The organism is Spongiibacter sp. (genome assembly GCF_984394615.1).
In genome coordinates this window covers 1-18,216 of record NZ_CFHTQA010000034.1, presented here as the reverse complement: position 1 = coordinate 18,216, position 18,216 = coordinate 1, and the positions used below count along the sequence as shown (strand labels likewise).

The 18,216-nt window shown below is 58.0% G+C and carries 16 protein-coding genes; 8 read left to right on the top strand and 8 right to left on the bottom strand.

All coding sequences use genetic code 11. The features are described 5' to 3' along the window. The first annotated feature begins 62 nt into the window (after positions 1-62). The 5 genes from cbiB (at position 63) to AC5DB9_RS12460 (ending at position 5,296) form a co-directional block, all read left to right on the top strand. On the top strand, positions 63-1,016 hold the full coding sequence (cbiB, locus tag AC5DB9_RS12480) for an adenosylcobinamide-phosphate synthase CbiB (protein WP_272991465.1): 954 nt from the start codon (positions 63-65) through the stop codon (positions 1,014-1,016). Beyond that, positions 998-2,038: an aminotransferase class I/II-fold pyridoxal phosphate-dependent enzyme gene (locus AC5DB9_RS12475; RefSeq protein ID WP_272991464.1), complete on the top strand. Its 1,041-nt coding sequence runs from the start codon at positions 998-1,000 to the stop codon at positions 2,036-2,038. The genes cbiB and AC5DB9_RS12475 overlap by 19 nt, the downstream gene beginning before the upstream one ends. 70 nt (positions 2,039-2,108) lie before the next feature. Then, on the top strand, positions 2,109-2,435 hold the full coding sequence (locus tag AC5DB9_RS12470) for a BolA family protein (RefSeq protein WP_022957529.1): 327 nt from the start codon (positions 2,109-2,111) through the stop codon (positions 2,433-2,435). Continuing rightward, positions 2,432-3,370, top strand: coding sequence for an oxygen-dependent tRNA uridine(34) hydroxylase TrhO (gene trhO, locus AC5DB9_RS12465; RefSeq protein ID WP_022957528.1), 939 nt, complete (start codon positions 2,432-2,434; stop codon positions 3,368-3,370). The genes AC5DB9_RS12470 and trhO overlap by 4 nt, the downstream gene beginning before the upstream one ends. Before the next feature lie 213 nt (positions 3,371-3,583). Continuing rightward, a complete protein-coding gene (locus tag AC5DB9_RS12460) occupies positions 3,584-5,296 on the top strand; it encodes a WS/DGAT/MGAT family O-acyltransferase (RefSeq protein WP_272991463.1) in 1,713 nt (570 codons plus the stop codon). A gap of 51 nt (positions 5,297-5,347) precedes the next feature. On the opposite strand, the gene AC5DB9_RS12455 is transcribed toward AC5DB9_RS12460, so the two are convergent. The 7 genes from AC5DB9_RS12455 to AC5DB9_RS12425 all read right to left on the bottom strand — a co-directional run bounded on the left by AC5DB9_RS12455 (position 5,348) and on the right by AC5DB9_RS12425 (position 13,159). Then, positions 5,348-6,352, bottom strand: coding sequence for a GGDEF domain-containing protein (locus AC5DB9_RS12455; RefSeq protein WP_272991461.1), 1,005 nt, complete (start codon positions 6,350-6,352; stop codon positions 5,348-5,350). Next, positions 6,349-6,909 (bottom strand): hypothetical protein, encoded by a 561-nt coding sequence (locus tag AC5DB9_RS12450; protein ID WP_272991460.1) that lies wholly within the window; start codon positions 6,907-6,909, stop codon positions 6,349-6,351. Before AC5DB9_RS12450 ends, AC5DB9_RS12455 begins: the two co-directional genes overlap by 4 nt. Before the next feature lie 96 nt (positions 6,910-7,005). Then, the gene (locus AC5DB9_RS12445; RefSeq protein WP_272991459.1) at positions 7,006-8,382 is read right to left on the bottom strand and encodes a multicopper oxidase family protein; all 1,377 of its coding nucleotides are present in this window, start codon (positions 8,380-8,382) and stop codon (positions 7,006-7,008) included. A 21-nt stretch (positions 8,383-8,403) separates the two neighbouring features. Continuing rightward, positions 8,404-9,546 (bottom strand): DUF1513 domain-containing protein, encoded by a 1,143-nt coding sequence (locus AC5DB9_RS12440; RefSeq protein ID WP_272991458.1) that lies wholly within the window; start codon positions 9,544-9,546, stop codon positions 8,404-8,406. Position 9,547: 1 nt separating this feature from the next. Further along, positions 9,548-10,672, bottom strand: coding sequence for an imelysin family protein (locus AC5DB9_RS12435; protein WP_272991457.1), 1,125 nt, complete (start codon positions 10,670-10,672; stop codon positions 9,548-9,550). Continuing rightward, complete coding sequence (locus AC5DB9_RS12430; RefSeq protein WP_272991455.1) at positions 10,673-11,914, bottom strand: di-heme oxidoredictase family protein; 1,242 nt, start codon at positions 11,912-11,914, stop codon at positions 10,673-10,675. It abuts the gene before it with no gap. A gap of 3 nt (positions 11,915-11,917) precedes the next feature. Next, positions 11,918-13,159, bottom strand: coding sequence for an imelysin family protein (locus AC5DB9_RS12425; protein WP_272991454.1), 1,242 nt, complete (start codon positions 13,157-13,159; stop codon positions 11,918-11,920). A 196-nt stretch (positions 13,160-13,355) separates the two neighbouring features. Here AC5DB9_RS12425 and AC5DB9_RS12420 point away from each other — a divergent pair, with 196 nt between their 5' ends. Further along, positions 13,356-14,219 carry an HpcH/HpaI aldolase/citrate lyase family protein gene (locus tag AC5DB9_RS12420; RefSeq protein WP_272991453.1) on the top strand — a complete coding sequence of 288 codons (864 nt, stop codon included), beginning with the start codon at positions 13,356-13,358 and terminating at the stop codon, positions 14,217-14,219. Here the strand turns inward: AC5DB9_RS12420 and AC5DB9_RS12415 are convergent, their stop codons facing one another. Next, complete coding sequence (locus AC5DB9_RS12415) at positions 14,220-15,257, bottom strand: YheT family hydrolase (RefSeq protein ID WP_272991452.1); 1,038 nt, start codon at positions 15,255-15,257, stop codon at positions 14,220-14,222. A gap of 154 nt (positions 15,258-15,411) precedes the next feature. Between AC5DB9_RS12415 and AC5DB9_RS12410 the strand changes: the two genes are divergently transcribed. After that, positions 15,412-17,646 (top strand): TonB-dependent receptor, encoded by a 2,235-nt coding sequence (locus AC5DB9_RS12410; protein WP_273036233.1) that lies wholly within the window; start codon positions 15,412-15,414, stop codon positions 17,644-17,646. Between the two features lie 49 nt (positions 17,647-17,695). Further along, complete coding sequence (locus AC5DB9_RS12405; protein WP_273009915.1) at positions 17,696-18,100, top strand: nuclear transport factor 2 family protein; 405 nt, start codon at positions 17,696-17,698, stop codon at positions 18,098-18,100. Positions 18,101-18,216 lie beyond the last annotated feature (116 nt).

The window sequence follows — 18,216 nt, the reverse complement described above, 5'->3', positions numbered from 1 at the left end:
ACCCCTGCTTGGGCGGACGATTAAAGTCCCGGCCTGATTGTTGTGTTAGTTGATCCCTCCTCATGACTGTATCCATCTCTGCCACCGCTGCGGCTGTATTGCTTGCGGTTCTGCTGGACCGCTTTCTTGGCGAACCCGCGCGCGCGCACCCACTGGTGTGGTTTGGGCGTATCGCCCAGTGGCTGGAAGCGCGTTTGAATTCTCCGGCATCCGAGCGGCAGACTCCGTCACGACAGCTTTGGCGGGGCGCGCTGGCCTGGCTTGTGGCGGTGTTGCCGTTATTGGCACTGGTCTATCTGCTTACGCGCTGGGTGTCGGGACATTGGCCGGTGCTGGGCGTGTTGCTGGATGCGGTGCTGCTGTATCTGGCAATTGGCTGGCAAAGTATGCGCGAGCATATCTGGCCTATTGAAAGGGCGCTTCTTGCCAGCGATGAGCCGCGCGCCCGACAGGCGCTTTCGCTGATTGTCAGCCGCGATACCGCTGAGCTGGATCAGCAGCAGATCGCGACGGCGGCCTGTGAGTCGCTGTTGGAAAACAGCAGTGATGCGCTATTTGCCTCGCTGTTCTGGTATGCCCTTGGCGGGCCGGTGATGGTGATTATGCATCGTCTGGCGAACACCCTGGACGCCATGTGGGGGTATCGCAGTCCCCGCTTTTTATATTTTGGCCGCCTTGCCGCGCGCCTGGATGATGTGCTGAATTTCTTCCCGGCACAGCTCACGGCCCTGGGTTTTGCGTTGCTTCGTCTGTCGCCCGGCAGCGTTCGCCGCCAGTTTATGCAGGGCTGGAGCTGGAAAAGCCTTAATGCCGGTGCTGTGATGGCCAGCGGCGCGTCGGCACTGGGGATTCAACTGGGTGGTGGCGCCCGCTATCACGGCGAGTGGCAGCCGCGTGCAACGCTGGGGCAGGGGCGTGCTGCCGCGCCCGGCGATTTGAGCCGTGGTCTGCGACTGGTGGATCAGCTCTGCCTGCTGTGGCTGCTGGTGATCCTGTTGTGGAATATTCAGCTGTGAGTGATGGCTTGCAACCCGTTCACGGTGGTGATCCGCGCTATGTGAGGTACCCGGCGGCAATGCCGCAGCCGCTGTTGAATCTGGCTACCGGTGTGAATCCCTGGCCCTGGCCTGTACCCCCGATTCCCGAGGACATCTGGCAGGAGCTGCCCTATGACTGTCCTGTGCTACAGAGTGCTGCGGCGACCTACTATCAACTTGCTCCTGAGCAGCTATTGCTGAGCAGCGGCAGTCAACCGATTATTCAGTTGCTGCCAGAGTTGTATCCCTCGGGGGAGGCGTTGCTCCCCAGCGTCGCTTACGAAGAACATGCCTACCGTTGGCAGCAGGCCGGACATCGCCTGCATCGCTTTGACAATGACGGCGACGTGGCCGCACTGCTGATAGAAAAACCGATTCGCTATCTGGTGCTGGTCAGCCCCAACAATCCGGATGGACATTGCATTCCCGTTGCCCAGCTTCGGGAATGGTTGGCCCTATTGCCGGACGACGGACTGATGGTGGTGGATCAGGCCTATGTGGACGGTTACCCCGACTATCAGGCCAATGCCTTGCTGGACAGCGGCAGGGTAGTGTTGCTTCGCTCGGTGGGGAAATTCTTTGGCTTGCCTGGCCTGCGTCTCGGGGCGGCACTCGCCACGCCTGAATGTCTCGATCGCCTGGCACGTTTGCTGGGGCCCTGGCCCATTAACCGGGCGGCCCAATACCTGGGCGCGCAATTGTTTGCTGACAGCGACTGGCAGCAGAAAAACCAGCGGCGACTGCTGCGGGCGTCCGGTGAACAGGCCGCGCTGTGGGCGGCGCTGCTCGGTGGGGAGGCTGTTGCCTGCCAGTCTCAAGCGCTGTTTAACAGTTATCGACTGCCGCTGAGGCGTGCGGACGACTGGGCCTCGGCACTGCTTGCACAGGGCATTCTGAGCCGCGTATATCGCTGCGGTGAATGGGGGTATCTGCGTTTGGGGCTGGCGGAAGATGCTGGCCTGCTGAAGGCGAGGTTGGGGGCGGTGATCGCGCCGAGCTGAGTCAATTCGACGCGGCCTACACTGTGAATCGAGTGTATAATACCCGGTGTATTCACAGGAGTTGACCACCATGCAGATTGAGCAGGCGATTCGCGAAAAACTGCTTGCCGGGTTTGACCCGTCTCACCTCGAACTCATCAACGAAAGCCACATGCACAGTGTGCCCGCCAATTCAGAGACCCATTTCAAGGTCGTACTGGTTTCCGCGGCTTTTGATGGCAAACGACGCGTAGCCCGTCATCAAGCCGTGTACGCCGCGCTGGCCGACGAACTGGCCGGGCCGGTGCACGCGCTGGCTTTGCACCTCTTCTCTCCGGATGAATGGCAGGCGCAGTCCACGGTGCCGGACTCGCCGCAGTGTCTGGGTGGCAGCAAGCGCGAGGCCGCTGCCAAATGAGTCAGATAGTTGTTGCTGCCCTGTATAAATTTGTGACCTTGCCCGATTACCGGGAGAAGCGCGAGCCGCTGTTGCAGCGCTGCCTGGATTTGGGGGTTCGTGGCACTTTGCTGCTGGCCGAAGAGGGGATCAACGGCACCGTAGCGGGCTCCAGAGACGCTATCGACAGTCTGTTGAGTGAGCTGCGCAGCGATCCGCGTCTGGTGGATCTTGTTCATAAAGAGTCCTACGACGAGGCGCAGCCTTTCTACCGCATGAAGGTCAAGCTCAAAAAAGAGATTGTGACCATGGGTATCGAGGGTATTGATCCCAACCATGTGGTTGGAACCTATGTGAAACCCCGCGACTGGAATGCCCTGATCTCTGACCCCGAAGTGCTGTTGATTGATACGCGCAATGATTACGAGGTGGAAATCGGTACGTTCAAGGGCGCCGTTGATCCCAAAACGGCGACCTTCCGTGAGTTTCCCGAGTATGTGCGCGAGCATTACGATCCTGAAAAGCACAAGAAAGTCGCGATGTTTTGCACAGGCGGCATTCGTTGCGAAAAAGCCTCGGCATTTATGAAACAGGAAGGTTTCGACGAGGTCTACCACCTTGAGGGTGGCATCCTGAAGTACCTCGAAGAGGTGGATGCGCAGTCCAGCCTGTGGGAAGGCGAGTGTTTTGTTTTCGACAACCGCGTCTCCGTAAAGCAGGGACTGGAAGTGGGCAGTTATGCACTGTGCCATGGCTGTCGTCACCCGATCAGTGACGAGGACCGCCGGCACCCGCAATTTGAGGAAGGGGTAAGCTGTCCGTCCTGTTACGAAACATTGACCGAGGAGCAGCGCAAGCGCTTCCGCGACCGTCAGAAACAGGTGGAGCTGGCGCGTCAGCGTCAGGTTCCTCATGTCGGTGCACCGCCGCCGGAGCGACAGCGACGGTCGCAGTGAGTGCACCTTTTTGGGCACTATGTCGCGTTAACGGGTATGTGGGCTACCGTTAGTTTGTGCAGCGCTGTTACACTTTTGGAATGATATGTGCATTCCCGGTGCTTGGCTGGCCTTAGGGCCGATAAGCAACACCGCGCTGTTGGAAAATGGATTTTCCCTGCCGCGCAGGTGGTCAGGCAGTCAGGGATAATAATTAACGAGGTGTGATCAGGCATGAAGCAATTAGGTATACTCGACTCGGCATTTGTCAATCTGGAGCACCCCAACACGCCTCAGCATGTGGGCGGTATGGGGATTTACGACCCTTCGACGGCGCCGGGTGGTTTCGTGCGCTTCAAGGGTGTGATTGCCAATTTCGAACGTCGACTCAAGAAGCACTCCATCTTTCGCTCGCGCCTCGTCAAGGTGCCGGGGAATCTTGATCGCCCCTATTGGGTGCAGGATGCCAATTTCGACGTGGAATTCCACATTCGGCACCTCGCGCTTCCTCAGCCGGGTGACTGGCGCCAGCTCTGTATTTTGATTGCCCGCCTGCATGCCCGTCCACTGGATATGTCACGTCCGCTGTGGGAGGCCTATATCATCGAGGGGCTGGATAATATTCCGGGTGTCCCCAAGGGTGGCTTTGCCATCTACACCAAGATGCACCACTCGCTGGTTGATGGCGCCGGTGGTTCGTCAATCATGTCGGTGATTCACGATTTGGAAGCGGACCCCGCGGCAGTGCCGGAAGGACCGGATACCGTCATGGTCGATGTGGCGCCCAGTTCCTTGTACCTGGGCACGGCGACGGCGATCAACCAGGTCAAGAATACCGTCAAAATGGTCGGTAGCGCGGCGAGCACATTGAGAGACCTCGGCAAGATGGCGTGGGGTGTGGCCCGCAAACAGATTCCCATGCCACCGATTACCTCGCCCAGAACCCGCTTTAACAAACCGGTAGGGCCGTATCGCGTCTTTGAGGCCGCCGAGTTTCCGCTGGATGATTTTAAAATTATCAAGAATTACGCCGACGTAAAAATCAATGACGTGGTGTTGGCGGTGGTCGGTGGCGCAATGCGCAAGTACCTCAAGCATCACGAGGAGCTGCCTGATGACAGCCTGGCGGTATCTATCCCCTTGAATATGCGGACTCGCCGCGGCGTGTCTGATGAGAACAACCAGATCGGCTCGGTATTTGTTGAAGTACACACCGAGCTTGATGATCCGCTGGAGCGTTTGAAGGCGGTCCACAAGGGCTCGCAGGATGCCAAGGTCTACGGTGAGAACTCGCCGCTGGTTGACGTTTTGTGTCTTGCTGGCGTGATGGCTCCCGCGCTGACCCGCCCGCTGGTCAACACCTATGTTAACAACGAGCTGACACAGCACCTGCCGCTGGGTATCAGCTCGGTGGTGTCGAATGTGGCGGGGCCGCCGTTCCCGCTGTACTCGGCGGGCGCAAAAATGGTCCGCTACTACGGTTTGGGTCTGCTGACACCGGGCGTTGGTTTGTTCCACCTGATCTACAGTGCCTGTGGTGTTGTGACGATGTCGATTCTCGGCGATCGCGACTCCATGCCAGACCCCGCCTTCTATCGTCAGTGTGCTGAAGAAGCGTTTGCAGACTTGCTGGCGGCGGTGAAAGCGGCAGAGAAGGCGGATGCAGAGGCTGCGGAGGCTGCCAAGAAGAAACCGGCACCAAAGCGGGCCGCTGGCAAAGCTAAGGCCCCCGTTCGCAAAGCGCGTTCAAGCAAGGCGTCGTCGAGCAAGAGCAGCGAAGCCGCAGCGCCCAAGCGTGCCGCGGCCAAGAAGACGGCGTCGGGCGGCAAGCGGAGCAGCGCGGCCAAGGCAACAGCCGCTAAAGCGGATGGCGACAAAGTCAGCTCACTGTTTGGCGGCAGCGACGCCCCAGTCAGCAATGTGGTGGCACTCAGCGCTGAAAAATAAGCCGTGATTGGGTAAAAGAGAACCGCTATCCCATTGGGGGTAGCGGTTTTTTTACGGCTGGGATTTGTGCGTGTGATTGATCAGTTGCAGCGATGAGGACTCGTACACGGCGACATTGTCACGTCCCAATTGCTTGGCGCGGTAAAGCGCTTTGTCAGCCTGACGGATAAGCTGCTCCTGGCTGTTGCTCTCGTCAGGCGTCAGGCTGGAAACGCCGGCACTGGCGGAGACCTGGCCGCGGTGAGCTGCCCCGGCATGCGGAATATGACGCTGACGAAGCGCATTCAGCGTGCGCTCTGCCATCAACTCTGCACAGTGGTAATCGGCGTCGAGCAGCAGCACGATAAATTCCTCTCCGCCCGTCCGAGCGACGACGTCGGTGTCGCGTGTGAAGACCTCTTGCAACAGCGAGGCAAATACCTTGAGCACGGTGTCGCCGCCCTCATGCCCATACAGATCATTGTATTGTTTGAAGTAGTCCAGATCGAAAACAATTGCGCTGAGCGGCGTGTGTTTGCGCTGTGAGAGCCGCCACTGATAATCCAGACGCTCCTGGAACAGACGTCGATTACCAATACCGGTCAGAGAGTCTTTATACGAGTAGTTTTCCAACTGCTGGGTATGTCCGCCAACGTGGTTGAGCAGTTCATTACATTCGTCCACCAGTTTGCCCAGTTCATCCCGGTGCCGGTATTCAAAGCGTTCTCCGTAATTACTGGTCTGTCGCACACGTCGCATGGTCGCGGTGAGTTGTTGAATCGGCTTGACGATGCTGTGGCGCATGACCAGCAAGATCAGACCCCAAGCCAGAATCGAGAAACTCATTGCAGCGACAATGGTGGGGCTGAATGTTCTTTCGTCAAAAGCCCGGGGAGCCGTGTTGAATTTAAGAGAGAGAATGTGATTGTCATTGCGATCATGCAGTTCAGCGTAAAGCGTATCGGCATCACTGCGTTGTCCCAGCCCCACACCGTAGTGCTTTCTCTGGTTCTTACTGTCGGCAAGACTCAGGGCCTCCACCGACAAGCCCAGGTGTTCCCCAAGCTCTTCGATCATCGCCGGACGGCGGCGTAGATCGCGGGTAATTTATCGGTGTTCCAGCTTGCCCGTCCGGCCGCATATACCAGCGGGCCATCGGCCTGGCTGACCATCAACCCCGAGGTCGTAGCGCCATCCGTACTGTCGAGCTGGGAGATAATTTTCTTCAGCACTTCGTTCAAGGCGCGGGGAGAGGGCGGTGTGTCTTCCTTATCGACCAGTTCGCCGGCCCGCATCACGGCATTGTCACCGCTTTTGTCGGCGAGAATGAAATAGTCCAGCTCTTCGTAACCGCCGATGTGGGCGAGGTTGAGAACAATCGGGGACCAGTTTATTGTGCCGCCGAGATTCTGCAGCACACCGGCCGCTGCGTAGATGCGTTTTATCCGGCTTTCAAGGTTTTCGCGATAATGGTCAATGGCGTGAGTGAAGCGTTCTATATCACGTTGGTCTGCTTCATGTTCAATACTGAGCAGGTGTGGATTGAGAATATAGTTTCGGGCGAGCAAACCGGACAGCAAGGTGACCAGCATGGTGCAGGCGACAAGTAGTCCGGCTTTGGTGACGAGGCTCATGCGCGCCAAGTATTCCTGTGACAGTAGTAGAAACCATATCGCGATGCGGGTCACGAGTACAAGGAAGACGCGCCATCCTGTCAGTGTTGGACAGGATCAGCTGATGGAGATGTAGCCCATCAAGCCTGTTTTCATATGTTCAATCACATGGCAGTGAAACATCCAGTCGCCGGGATTGTCGGCCACAAAAGCGATGCGTGCGCGCTCGTTCTTCTCTAACAGAATTGTATCGCTATGGTAGGGGATAATGCTGCGCTTGTTAGATGACAATACGGTAAAGATTAAACCGTGCAGGTGGATCGGATGCTGATGCGGTGTCGCATTGTGTAGTTCGGCAATGTAGCTGCGGCCCAGTGTCAGCTTCGCCAGCGGTTCCGGCAGGCTGTGGTGGCCCTCGCCGCCATCCCAGGCGCGGCGATTGATGAGCCAGAAGCTGTGATCGACTGCGCCGTCTGCGCGGGTGGGTGACAGCGCTCCCTGCCACTCAAATACAAAACGCAGGATTTCTGCCTTGTCGAGATCAGGTGTCGCAATCGGATTGGCGGGTAGATTGGGCAGGGTTTTCGGCGCCGTATGCCGGGTATTCTCGACAACCCTCAGTCGGCAAAGCTCAACGCCAAACCGGCCTTTTTTATCGTAAACGGGGATTTGTTCTCCTACACGGTTGGGGGCATACATGGCGAGATCCATGCGCATTCCTGCGCCCAGTGGTGTCAATTCAAAGGGGCGATGGGGAATGACCGGGCTGCCGTCCAGCGAAAGGATTCGCGTCTCATGTCCGCTGACTTCCGGGCGAAATACCCGCGTGTTGTCCATATTTAGAATACGCAGTCGCAAGGCGGCGCCCGCGGGGACGTCGATGACAGGATGCTGCTGGCCGTTCACCGTGTTTACCGTCCCCAGAGTGCCATCCCGGAAGGCTTCCCGGGGAATCGACAGCGGCAGATAGCTGCCATCCGGCTTCAGGCGCCAGTCTTTCAGACCAATGATGACCTCGTGGTAGGGCGGGGCATCGGGCTCCTCGACGATCAGGGCGCCGACCATTCCCATCCCCAGCTGGCGGATGCTGTGTATATGCGGGTGGTACCAGAATGTGCCGGCGTCTGGGCAGACAAAGTCGTAAACAAAGCTCTCGCCGGGTTCGACCGGCTTCTGGCTGAGCATGGGCACGCCATCCATCGCATTGTCGATACGGATGCCATGCCAGTGAATGGTACTGGCCTGTTCCAGTTTGTTATCAAAGCGCAGTCGCAGTCGCTTACCCTGCTTTACGCGAAGCACTGGCGCGGGAAACTGTCCGTTAAAACCGAGGATATCCGTGGGCGCATCGCCAAGCAGATTTTCCCGGCCCGTCTCGGCGGTCAAAATATAGTCGAAGTCATCGGCGGGCGACGCCATAGCCAGACTCATGCGTGGCAGGCTGGCTGCCGTGGCCAGGGCGAGGCTGTGTTTCAATATACTGCGTCGTTTCATGGTTGCTCTCGGCGTGTGGGGTCAGCTCGTGGGCAGTTGGCTTGCCAGTTCGGCGCCAATCAGGCTGAGGTGATTATCCCAGTGAAACTCGGGGAGATAAGCAAGTTGTCTCGGCGTGCGTTCGCCGGCGCGAACCGCTACCAGTTGTCCGGTGCTGCTGCTGATCACAAATTGCCGGTACTGGGGGTCGTAGACGGCCCCGGCACAGTCTCTGAGCTGCCAGCTTTGAATCAGACGCTGTTCGGCAATCGACCACAGTGCAAACTGGTTATCCAAAGGAAAACTGCACAGCGCCTGGCCACTGTCATCGAGTGCAACGCTGGCGACATAGTCGTGTCGCATAGGCAGTGGACGCTGACGGTCCAGCGCGCGCAGCGAGCTGCCGCGGCGATGGTGGTAAAGCAATGGCTGGGTTGAGGGGCGGGGGCCCTGGAATTGTGCGCCGACAACCACATCACCGTGTGCATTGACATCCAGGTGCCGCAGGCTGAGCTGTGGGTGCGGCGATGGGACGAATTCCGCAACGGCCCCGCTGGGCAGGTGGATATAGCTCAGCCCCGGCTCCAGAGTCTCGGGGTTGAGGGTTTTACGGCCTGAGTCTGGCAGTGTTTTCAGTCCGCCGACGGCAACCACCAGGTGTTCACCATCGGGCATCAATGCCAATTCATGGGGGCCGATACCGCCGCAGTCGATATGGCCGAGATAGCGGTAGCCGTCATGGCTGTCGTAACAACCAATGGCCCCACGGCCGTCTCCAGCTACGTGATTTTCGGTAGTGTAGAGTGTGCGGCCATCGGCTCCGAGGCAGCCATGCCCGTAGAAGTGAAAGCCATCTTGGGCCTGAATCGTTTGTTTAAGCTCTCCACTGTGCAAATCGGTGATATACACATGGGTACCGGGGCGGCGAGCAAAGAACAGGGCTTCCTTACGCGCGGGGTGAACACAGCTGTCGTGTCCGCGTTCATGGCTGCTCAGACTAAACGCGAGTTTGCCGGATTGGGTCGCGCCGAACTGGCAGCCGCCATGGCCATCGTAGGCGGCGCTGCATAGTGGCGTGTAAGCACGGCCGTCTGAATTTGGTGAAATGATGTCACGCCCCTGCCACAACAGCGCGGCCCCGAGGGGCAACGCAAGAGATGAAAGCAGTACCTCGCGTCGTTTCATCTCAGTCTCCGTCGGCGCCGTTGAAGCTCAGAGTGATATTTAATGCGGCGGGCAGTTCGTCTTTCAGCAGCAGAAGCAGGGCTTGTACTTCGCTGAGCAGTGCCTGTTCCTTGTGGGTGTCGGCACCGCTGCTGAGTTGCTCGAACAGGCTGCCATCCAGATTCTGTGCAGCGGCAATGCAGCGCTCAAAGGCGGCACTGATTTCATCCGCCAAGGCAGTCTGATCCTGGTCGCGGAGGTAGTCGTCCAGCCCGTATAGTTTGTCGGCGAGGAAAAGCCGCTGCATGGCATTCAAACTGCTGAGAATACTCTGGGCGGAGAATCCGCTCCGCCACCATTCGAGCATGTAGGGCTGGGGGATTGCCGGTTTGCGGTCACTGCCCATAGGGCGCGACAGCTTGTCGCGGCCGACCAGCTCGGCGCCTTCCACCAGACTTTCTATCAGGGTTGCGACGGCCAGTTGGGTGTCGGGGAAGCTGATATTATCTTTGCCGGGGTGGGTGAAGGTTTTCAGGTAATCCCCATGGTCCGGCAGCCAGCTCTCATACAATGTCCGACTGACATTCTGCTGGTGTGCTGCGATGGCTTGCAGAGCGTCACAACGGCGATGATCATCTTGCTGATACCTTGCCAGTTGTCCGGCCTTTTCATCAAAAAGCAGATACTCCAGCGCATTCAAGCCCTGAATCACGACGCTGGCATCGGCAATACTCTGTGTGGTGATGGCTTCTCCGTTCTGCAGAAACGCTTCCATTTTTCGGGCAACCAGATTTTTACGATCGGGCCAGAACTGGATTTTCCAGCTGACATTATCCACGGTGACCGGGCCGAAGTGCTTGACCTGCAAACCTGACCACGCCACGGCACTGTTGCGCCAGAGTTCCCGGCTGGCGTCCAGCGTCTCTTCACTCGGTGCCTCGCAAAAGCGCTGCGTGGCCGAGGCGAGCTGGGTTGCCGTGTCGGCAAACCCCATATACGCGGGAAGCAGGCTGGCGTTGGCCGTGCTTTCCAGCAGCCGTTCTTCAGGTGCAGGGCTACAGGCTGCGAGTGTGCTGGCTATGGCCGTCACGGCGAGTCCGTTGATGAATCGACCAGAGAAAAAACGCGTTGTCGCAGTCTGGTACATTTACAGCTCCTGTAAAAAGCGGATGAGATCGTTAAGGTCTTGCGCTGACAATTGGCGGTAGCGCTGGACACTGGCGGTGGCTTCGCCGCCGTGCCATAGAATGGCTTCGTGGATAGTGCCTGCGCGGCCATCGTGCAGTAATCGTGTATTGTCTGGGTCACGGCTGCGAAAGCCAAGCCCCCATAGCGGCGCCGTTCGCCATTCATGCCCTTCGGCGCCACCTTCGGCAACAGTATCGGCCAGGCCCTCGCCCATATCGTGCAACAGCAAATCGCTGTAAGGCTGAATGGCGCCGTCGCCGAGTGGCAGAGAGGGCCGGTGGCAGGCGGCGCAGTCCAGCGCATGGAACAGTCGCTTGCCAGCCGGGTGCAGCGTCGCTGTTGCCGTCGGTATGCTCAGACCCCGGAAGTAGAGCAGTACAGCATTGAAAAGTTTCTCACTGATTTCCACGTCCTCTCCCGGCGCGGCGCCCGATGCACGTTGGCAACGCTGCTGCTGGAGGGGCGGCAGCGACGGATCGTCGCAGCGGCGACTGTGGCGCAGAGAGGAATCGATGCCCATATCTTCTGCAAAGGCCTGAGCGATCTGTTCGGCCAGACTTGGCTGCGCCGCCTTCCAGCCAAAACGGCCAAGCTGTCGCGCTTTTCCCGATTCCTCGTTAGCGGGCAGCAAGGCGGGGCGACCTGAGATGCCATCACCATTGAGGTCGTCGGGATCTGCCCACGCCACAATATCGGCATCGCGGACTTGGTCCAGTGCCGCGACGCCGCGCAGTTCCGGGGCCAGTCTTGCTGACACCGCCAATGTGGGTTGATCAATAACCGTGTAGCGTCGAGCGCGCAAGGCCCCGTTCAGCGTTTCTTGCCAATGGATGCGTCCCTCTGCTGAAAAACCCGGCAGTGCACGGTCTTGCAGTTGGCTGCCCAATGGGCTGTCGATGGGCAGGCGGAGAACCAGTCCAGGGCCGTTTTCGGGAAGCTGCCCCTGGCCATTGCCCGGATGACAGGCAAGGCAGCTATTGGCGTTGAACCAAGGGCCGAGCCCGTCGCGCGCCGTTGTGGTGGCGGGGGCGGATACCCAGGGTTTGTGGGTGAAGCTGCGCCCGACGGCCCAGTCCAGGCGTTGTTCATTCGTCAGTGATGAGCCGGGGCGGAGCAGTTGCGGGTCCGCCGAGCGCTCAGACGCCTGCAGGGCACTGCACAATGCCGCGAGCAGCAGGACAACAAGCGCAGGGCGCCGCATCAATTAGATCGCGTTGGGATTGATGTCGAGGCTGGCGGCGGCATCTTCCAGAAGTCGAGTCTGCTGACTGAGCGCCTCAAGAATGCTGATCAGCAGTTTGCGTCCTTGTTCGTTGCCGGGGGCAATCAATACGTCGAAGGGCTGTGGTTGAGCGCCTTCGGCGAGGGCTTTCAGTTTACTCAGCTCCGCCATGGTGTGGTCCAGTGCGCCGCGCATCTTGGTGTCTGCATCGGCATTGGCAGCCGCCACGGCATCGTGCAGCGACGGCCCCGTCAGTTTGCTGCCGTCCAGTCGCTGGTATTCGCCCAGATAGACATTGCGAATGCCCAGTCCGTCGTAATAGTGGGAGTTGTGGGTGTTGTCACTGAAGCAGTCGTGCTCGTCTTCCGTGGAGTTTGCCTCCAGTGCGACCTTGATGCGCTCACCGCCCAGTTCGCCGAGACTCAGTGAGCCCATACCGTAGAAAATCCGGGCTATGCCGCGTTCGGCGGGCAGAGCCAGCAGTTCTTTGCGGTAGTTGTCCTTGCCGGGCGCCCATTGCGCGACCATGTCATGCAGGTCGCTGGCGAGCAATTGTGTGGCGGCTCGCAGGAAATCAGCGCGGCGATCGCAGTGGCCGTGAGTGCAGCCTTCACCGCTGACATAGTCCGTGTAGGGACGCTGGCCTGCGCCGGGTTTATGGCTGTTCAGGTCCTGGCCCCACAGCAGAAACTCCACGGCGTGATAGCCGCTGGTGACATTCGCAGCGTTGCCACCGAGCTCGTTCAGTTCTTCCAGCAGTTCGGGAGTGATTCGGGTCGCGTCAATGTGCGCGCCCCCGAGATCAATGCTCGGGTTGGCGATGATGTTCAGCTCGGCGGCGATATTGCCCAGCGCGTATACGTAGTCGTCAGCCACATAGTCGATCAGTCCTTCGTCCAGCGGCCAGTTGTTCACCTTGCCTTCCCAGTCATCGACAATGGCATTGCCGAATCGGAACACTTCGCTCTGTTGATACGGCACTCGAGCGGCCAGCCAGGCATCGCGAGCGGCCTCCAGAGTAGCCGCAGACGGGGCCGAGAGCAGGGCGTCGACACGTTGTTGCAGCGTCTCGGCGGCGGTGGCTGCATCGCTGTATATCGCGTAGGCCATGTCACTGTAGTGCGCCACAATGGCTTTCTTGTCGGGGGCGGTGGACGCTGCGAGGGTAACGGTGGGCAGGAACAGAGAGCAGGACAGCAGTGCGCTCAGCAGGCGTTTGATCATGACGGCTCCTCAACAAGGCCTGTAGACGGTCAACAAGGGTCGCCATTCTATCTCTAATTGAAAATGATTCGCAATTGTGCAGCCGCGATTCTGCCTTTCAAATTGCGGTCAGGCATCGGCCAGCGTCGACGCGTCGTGCCAAATCGGGGCGGCAGTGTTGTGCTAGACTGCTGCCTTTTTCCTGCGGAGCACAGACATGGCTTTTACTCCCCGACGTTCAGTGTTGTACATGCCCGGCGCCAATACCCGCGCTTTGGAAAAGGCGCGGGGCTTGGAGGCGGATGTGCTGATTCTCGATCTGGAAGATGCTGTGGCCCCGTCGCAGAAAACTGTGGCTCGTGAGCAGGTGCTGGCGGCGGTGAACGAGGGCGGCTACGGCTATCGTGAGCTGGTGGTTCGCGTGAATGGCTTCGATACCCCCTGGGGGCGCGACGACATCGCTGCTTTTGCCCAGGCGCCAATCGCGGCGCTGTGTTTGCCGAAAGTAGAATCCGCCGCGGAGGTGCGTGCGGTGGCGCAGTTGCTTAAACAGCACGAGGCGCCCGCCGCACTCAAATTGTGGACGATGGCGGAAACGCCGCGAGGCATTTTGTCGATTGATGAGGTGGCGGGTGCCGATCCACGCATGGCGGCGATCGTACTGGGCACGTCTGATCTGGCGAAAGACTTGCGTGTTCCTCATACCCCGTCACGATTGGGTATGATCACGTCCTTGGGGCTTTGTGTGCTGGCCGCCAGAGCGCATGGCCTGGATGTGCTGGATGGTGTTCATCTTGACCTGGACGATGCCGAAGGACTGGAGTTGGCCTGCGCGCAAGGCGTTGAGCTGGGATTCGACGGTAAAACCCTGATCCATCCCAAGCAGTTGGCCGCCGCCAATCAGGCGTTCTCGCCCAGTGCTGAACAAATTGCCCGGGCAGAAAAAGTGCGCGATGCCTGGCAACAGGCCGAGGCTGACGGTAAGGGCGTGGTGTTGGTAGACGGGCGCCTGGTTGAGGCGCTGCATGTTGAAGATGCCTTGCGCGTGCTGGCGATAGCCGAGGCCCTCAGCGATCGCTGATCAGTCCTTGTCGGCGAATCGCGTTGTACTGTTTGCGGGCGCAGCGGCTTGACGGCGGCTTAATTCAACCAGCTCGAGCAGGCGTTCGTCGATCCAGCTGTCCAGTTGGTAGTTTTTGACGAAGCCACAATGGCCGCCGTAGCGGGGCGTTTCAATACTTAGCTGGTCGATGCCGCGCAGGGTTTCAAAGTCTTCGGCTAGGATCATCGGATCGTCTTGTGCGGCGACGATATGAGTCGGGCTGCTCAGCGTGCTGAGAACGTCCCGGCTGAGCGCATAGGCCCGGAAATAGTCCTCGGGCTCGTCGAAGGGGGTGTGGTTTGGCACAAAGTAGTTGTTGAAGTCGCGCAGTTTGCGCATGCCAGCCAGTCGCTCGCCAAAATCCAGCTCGGGGTAAAGCTCCAGCTTGCGCCGCAGAGAGCGCTTCCACTTTCTTACAAAATACTGCTCGTATACCCACCAGCCCTGTTCCAGCGCTTCCATGGTTTTTATCGGATTGACGACCGGGCAGACCGCAATGGTCTGGTTCAAGCGGATACCGGCTTCTTTGGCTCTGGCCGCGATGCGCAGCGAGAAATTGCCTCCGAGAGAAAACCCGGCCAGAAACTGCCAGTCGTGAGGGTAGTTGCTTTGAATACTGCGCAGGGCGCCCAGCACTTCGTCCAGCAGCGTGGAATTGAACAGGCCTCGGTTGAGGTGGTGACTGGGGCCATGATCTCGCAGGTTCAGGCGGAATACATCGTAGCCCGCCCGGTAAAACGCGGAGGCGGCTGAGAGCAAGTACGTTGAACGGGAGCTGCCCTCCCAGCCGTGGATCAGGGTAATCAGTCCTCGGCTGCGCTGGTTTTCCTGACGGCAATATTCGCCGAGCAATTGGGTGCCGTGGCCGCAATCAAGAATGACGGATTTACTGACTCGTGACAGCTCCCGACTGCGTGCCATCAGCTTCAGTTTGCGCGGACCCGCAGAGGCCAGTATCGACTGCACATGGGGGTTCTGTAAGGGGCCTGGGGGGAAGAAGTCGCTTGTGTTGGACATGTTCTCGTCGTCTGATCTCTGCTAAGCCGAATGGACTATACTCGTAAACGCTCGCCGTTGAGACTATCTCTGGCTAACTTGCCTGAATAATAAAAGAGAGCAAGCGAGCGCTCTGCGCAAACCAACAATGAAGCAGTATACACAGGAGATCTCCATGACGAATATTCCCGCTCGTCGGTCGCTTATCGCGGCGGCGATTTGTGGCGCGTTGTCGGCACCGGCACTGGTTCACGCTGATGATGGGCTGGCGCTCGAAGAAGTACTCGTGACTGCGGAAAAGCGCGAGAGTTCACTTCAGGAAACCCCTATCTCGCTGTTGGCGTTCTCGAGTGAGCGGCTCGAACGCTTCGGTATTGGAGATCTCGGCGATCTGGCGGGCCTGGCGCCCAACGTGACCATGTCGCCGTTCCCAAACAGCCGCAGTTCAATGGTCGTGTTTATGCGCGGTGTGGGAAATAACGACAGCCAGACGACCCAGGACCCGGCGATCGGCGTCTATGTCGATGGCGTTTACATTGCGCGTTCAGTCGGTTTGACAGGTGATGTTGCCGACCTGGAGCGTATTGAAATTTTGCGTGGTCCCCAGGGAACGCTCTATGGCCGCAACACCACCGGTGGTGCGATCAACATGATTACCGCAAAACCCAGTGATGAATTCGGCGTCAGTCAGAAACTCAGCTTCGGCAACCGGGATTTCTGGCAATCACTGACCAAGCTTGAAACCGGAAAACATCAGGGTGTCGCCGCAAAAGTGACGTACATGGAATCCAGTCACGAAGGCTGGGTAAAAAATACCGGTGCTGGCGATAATTTCGGTGAAGAGAAGAAAAAGGCCGGCCGGGTAGCCCTGCGCTGGGACGCGAGTGACAGTGTCACCGTCGATTATGCTTACGATTTTTCTGAGATTGACGGTCCACAGCATTTCTATCAGAAAACCGCGATTCTGGCTGACCCTGTCACGGCTGGTTTGTTTGGTATTAGCGGACCCGCAAGCGAGTCTCGCCAAGAAAGTGGCTCTTGGTGGGATAAAGCTGATCCGAGTAGCACGGAGATTAGCGGCCACACGTTGATTGTGACTTGGGACTCCGCGATTGGTCAGTTCAAGTCGATTACCGGCTACCGTGAACTTGAGGAACGCACGCGACAGGATTACGGTGGCGGAGATCAGTTCTTTGAGGCGAATGTTGAAGTTGAGCAGGAACAGTTTTCTCAAGAGTTTCAGCTGGTTGGTGATATAGGCGCTAACTTCAGATATGTGGCTGGGCTCTATTACTTTGAAGAAGAGTCATACGAGAGCGAAGTAGACTTCAACTTTAATCCCTTCGCCGTCACTCCGGGTTATGTGCAGAGTGAGAATCGCCAGATCGATTCCGACGCGGAAGCTTATGCAATCTACGGTCAAGCAACATGGACGCCGGAAGCACTCAACAATAAGTTGGATGTCACCGTCGGTGCCCGTTATACCGTTGACGAACGCTCTGCTCGCAAGAACAGCGTAAACTTTGCCAATGGTGAGCAGTCCGGCAGTGAAGACTGGAGCAACTTCAATCCGAGCATAACTGTTGATTATAACTGGACAGAAGACCTCAGTACTTACGCAAAAGTTGTGACCGCCTACAAAGCGGGTGGCTTCAATACACGCAGTACGGAAGCAGGATTTCAGCCCCCCTTTGACGAAGAAGAAATGACGTCCTATGAGCTTGGTGTGAAGTCCAGCTGGCTGGATAATCGTGTCAGCGTCAATGCAGCAGTCTTTCATTCGAAATACGAAGATATGCAAACGCAGCAGATCACCGATAACAGCACCATCTTCCTGACTGACGTTTATAACGTGGGTGAAGCCGAGATTGATGGCTTCGAGATCGATATGATGGCGGTACTGTTACGGGGGCTGACATTGCAGGTCTCTTACGGCTATACCGACGCAGATTTTGTCGAGTATATCGATCAACGGACTACCGTTGCTGGCCCCGGCGGAATCCCTATGGCTAACCCTGGGTTTGGCGAGGACATCGCTTCGCGCTCTAAGATGCCTTATGCCCCTGAGCATAACTACTCTGTCGGCCTTGAATATCAGCGTGGAGTTGGGAGCGGTAGCAACACCGCATTGCTGACTGCATCGCTGGATTACAGTTGGACCGATGAGCGGTATGGCACGGCCTTTAACGATGATATTCAGGGTTTCTTCTTGGATGACTACGGCATTGTTAATGCTCGGATGGCGTTGTCTGAGATGTCTGTGGGGGATAGCCAGTTGGAAGTGGCGTTTTGGGGCCGCAACCTGAACGATGAGGATTACAAAGTGCATTCGATCAGTCTTGGCTTGTATCGGGCCGCCGTCTTCGGTGAGCCGAAAAGCTACGGCTTTGATGTAAAACTCAGCTTTTGATCCCCGTCACTAAGCCGCCCGTAGGGGCGGCTTAACTCAGGAGAGTACTATGGCTTACGGAAAGTTAGCGCAGCAGGCCAGCGAGCGCTCGGGGCAATATGTCAGTGCCGGAAATCGCGAGGCGTGGTTATCGCTGTTTGCCGACGATGCGGTGGTGCAAGATCCGGTTGGGGTGTCACCGCTTGACCCCACGGGAGAGGGGCACAAAGGTAAAGAGGCCATTGCCGCCTTTTGGGATATGGTCATTGCGCCGGGCAGTATCGATTTCACCATTGTCAGTTCGCATCCGGCGGGTGACGAATGTGCCAATGTGGTTCACATGGTTAATGCAATGCCGGGCGACATGAAAATTGTCGTCGATATGGTTGTGGTGTACGCCGCGAACGCCGACGGTAAACTGACGTCGCTCAAGGCGTATTGGGATTATGACTCTGTGATGTCGCAACTGGCGTAGGGTGCTGCCGCAGTAGTTTGTAAATCGAAAAAGGCCTTCAGTAGAAGGCCTTTTTTACGGACGGTGTCCCGTCCTGAAATAGGTTTACACCCACGAGGCCTATTTATGGATACCAC

Excerpts from the sequence above, each read along its gene's own strand:
- AC5DB9_RS12405 (WP_273009915.1), top strand. The coding sequence starts at position 17,696 with ATGGCTTACGGAAAGTTAGCGCAGCAGGCCAGCGAGCGCTCGGGGCAA.
- AC5DB9_RS12470 (WP_022957529.1), top strand. The coding sequence starts at position 2,109 with ATGCAGATTGAGCAGGCGATTCGCGAAAAACTGCTTGCCGGGTTTGAC.
- cbiB (WP_272991465.1), top strand. The coding sequence starts at position 63 with ATGACTGTATCCATCTCTGCCACCGCTGCGGCTGTATTGCTTGCGGTT.
- AC5DB9_RS12445 (WP_272991459.1), bottom strand. The coding sequence starts at position 8,382 with ATGAAACGACGCAGTATATTGAAACACAGCCTCGCCCTGGCCACGGCA.
- AC5DB9_RS12440 (WP_272991458.1), bottom strand. The coding sequence starts at position 9,546 with ATGAAACGACGCGAGGTACTGCTTTCATCTCTTGCGTTGCCCCTCGGG.
- AC5DB9_RS12450 (WP_272991460.1), bottom strand. The coding sequence starts at position 6,909 with ATGAGCCTCGTCACCAAAGCCGGACTACTTGTCGCCTGCACCATGCTG.
- AC5DB9_RS12455 (WP_272991461.1), bottom strand. The coding sequence starts at position 6,352 with ATGATCGAAGAGCTTGGGGAACACCTGGGCTTGTCGGTGGAGGCCCTG.
- AC5DB9_RS12460 (WP_272991463.1), top strand. The coding sequence starts at position 3,584 with ATGAAGCAATTAGGTATACTCGACTCGGCATTTGTCAATCTGGAGCAC.
- AC5DB9_RS12435 (WP_272991457.1), bottom strand. The coding sequence starts at position 10,672 with ATGTACCAGACTGCGACAACGCGTTTTTTCTCTGGTCGATTCATCAAC.
- trhO (WP_022957528.1), top strand. The coding sequence starts at position 2,432 with ATGAGTCAGATAGTTGTTGCTGCCCTGTATAAATTTGTGACCTTGCCC.
- AC5DB9_RS12415 (WP_272991452.1), bottom strand. The coding sequence starts at position 15,257 with ATGTCCAACACAAGCGACTTCTTCCCCCCAGGCCCCTTACAGAACCCC.
- AC5DB9_RS12425 (WP_272991454.1), bottom strand. The coding sequence starts at position 13,159 with ATGATCAAACGCCTGCTGAGCGCACTGCTGTCCTGCTCTCTGTTCCTG.
- AC5DB9_RS12420 (WP_272991453.1), top strand. The coding sequence starts at position 13,356 with ATGGCTTTTACTCCCCGACGTTCAGTGTTGTACATGCCCGGCGCCAAT.
- AC5DB9_RS12430 (WP_272991455.1), bottom strand. The coding sequence starts at position 11,914 with ATGCGGCGCCCTGCGCTTGTTGTCCTGCTGCTCGCGGCATTGTGCAGT.
- AC5DB9_RS12410 (WP_273036233.1), top strand. The coding sequence starts at position 15,412 with ATGACGAATATTCCCGCTCGTCGGTCGCTTATCGCGGCGGCGATTTGT.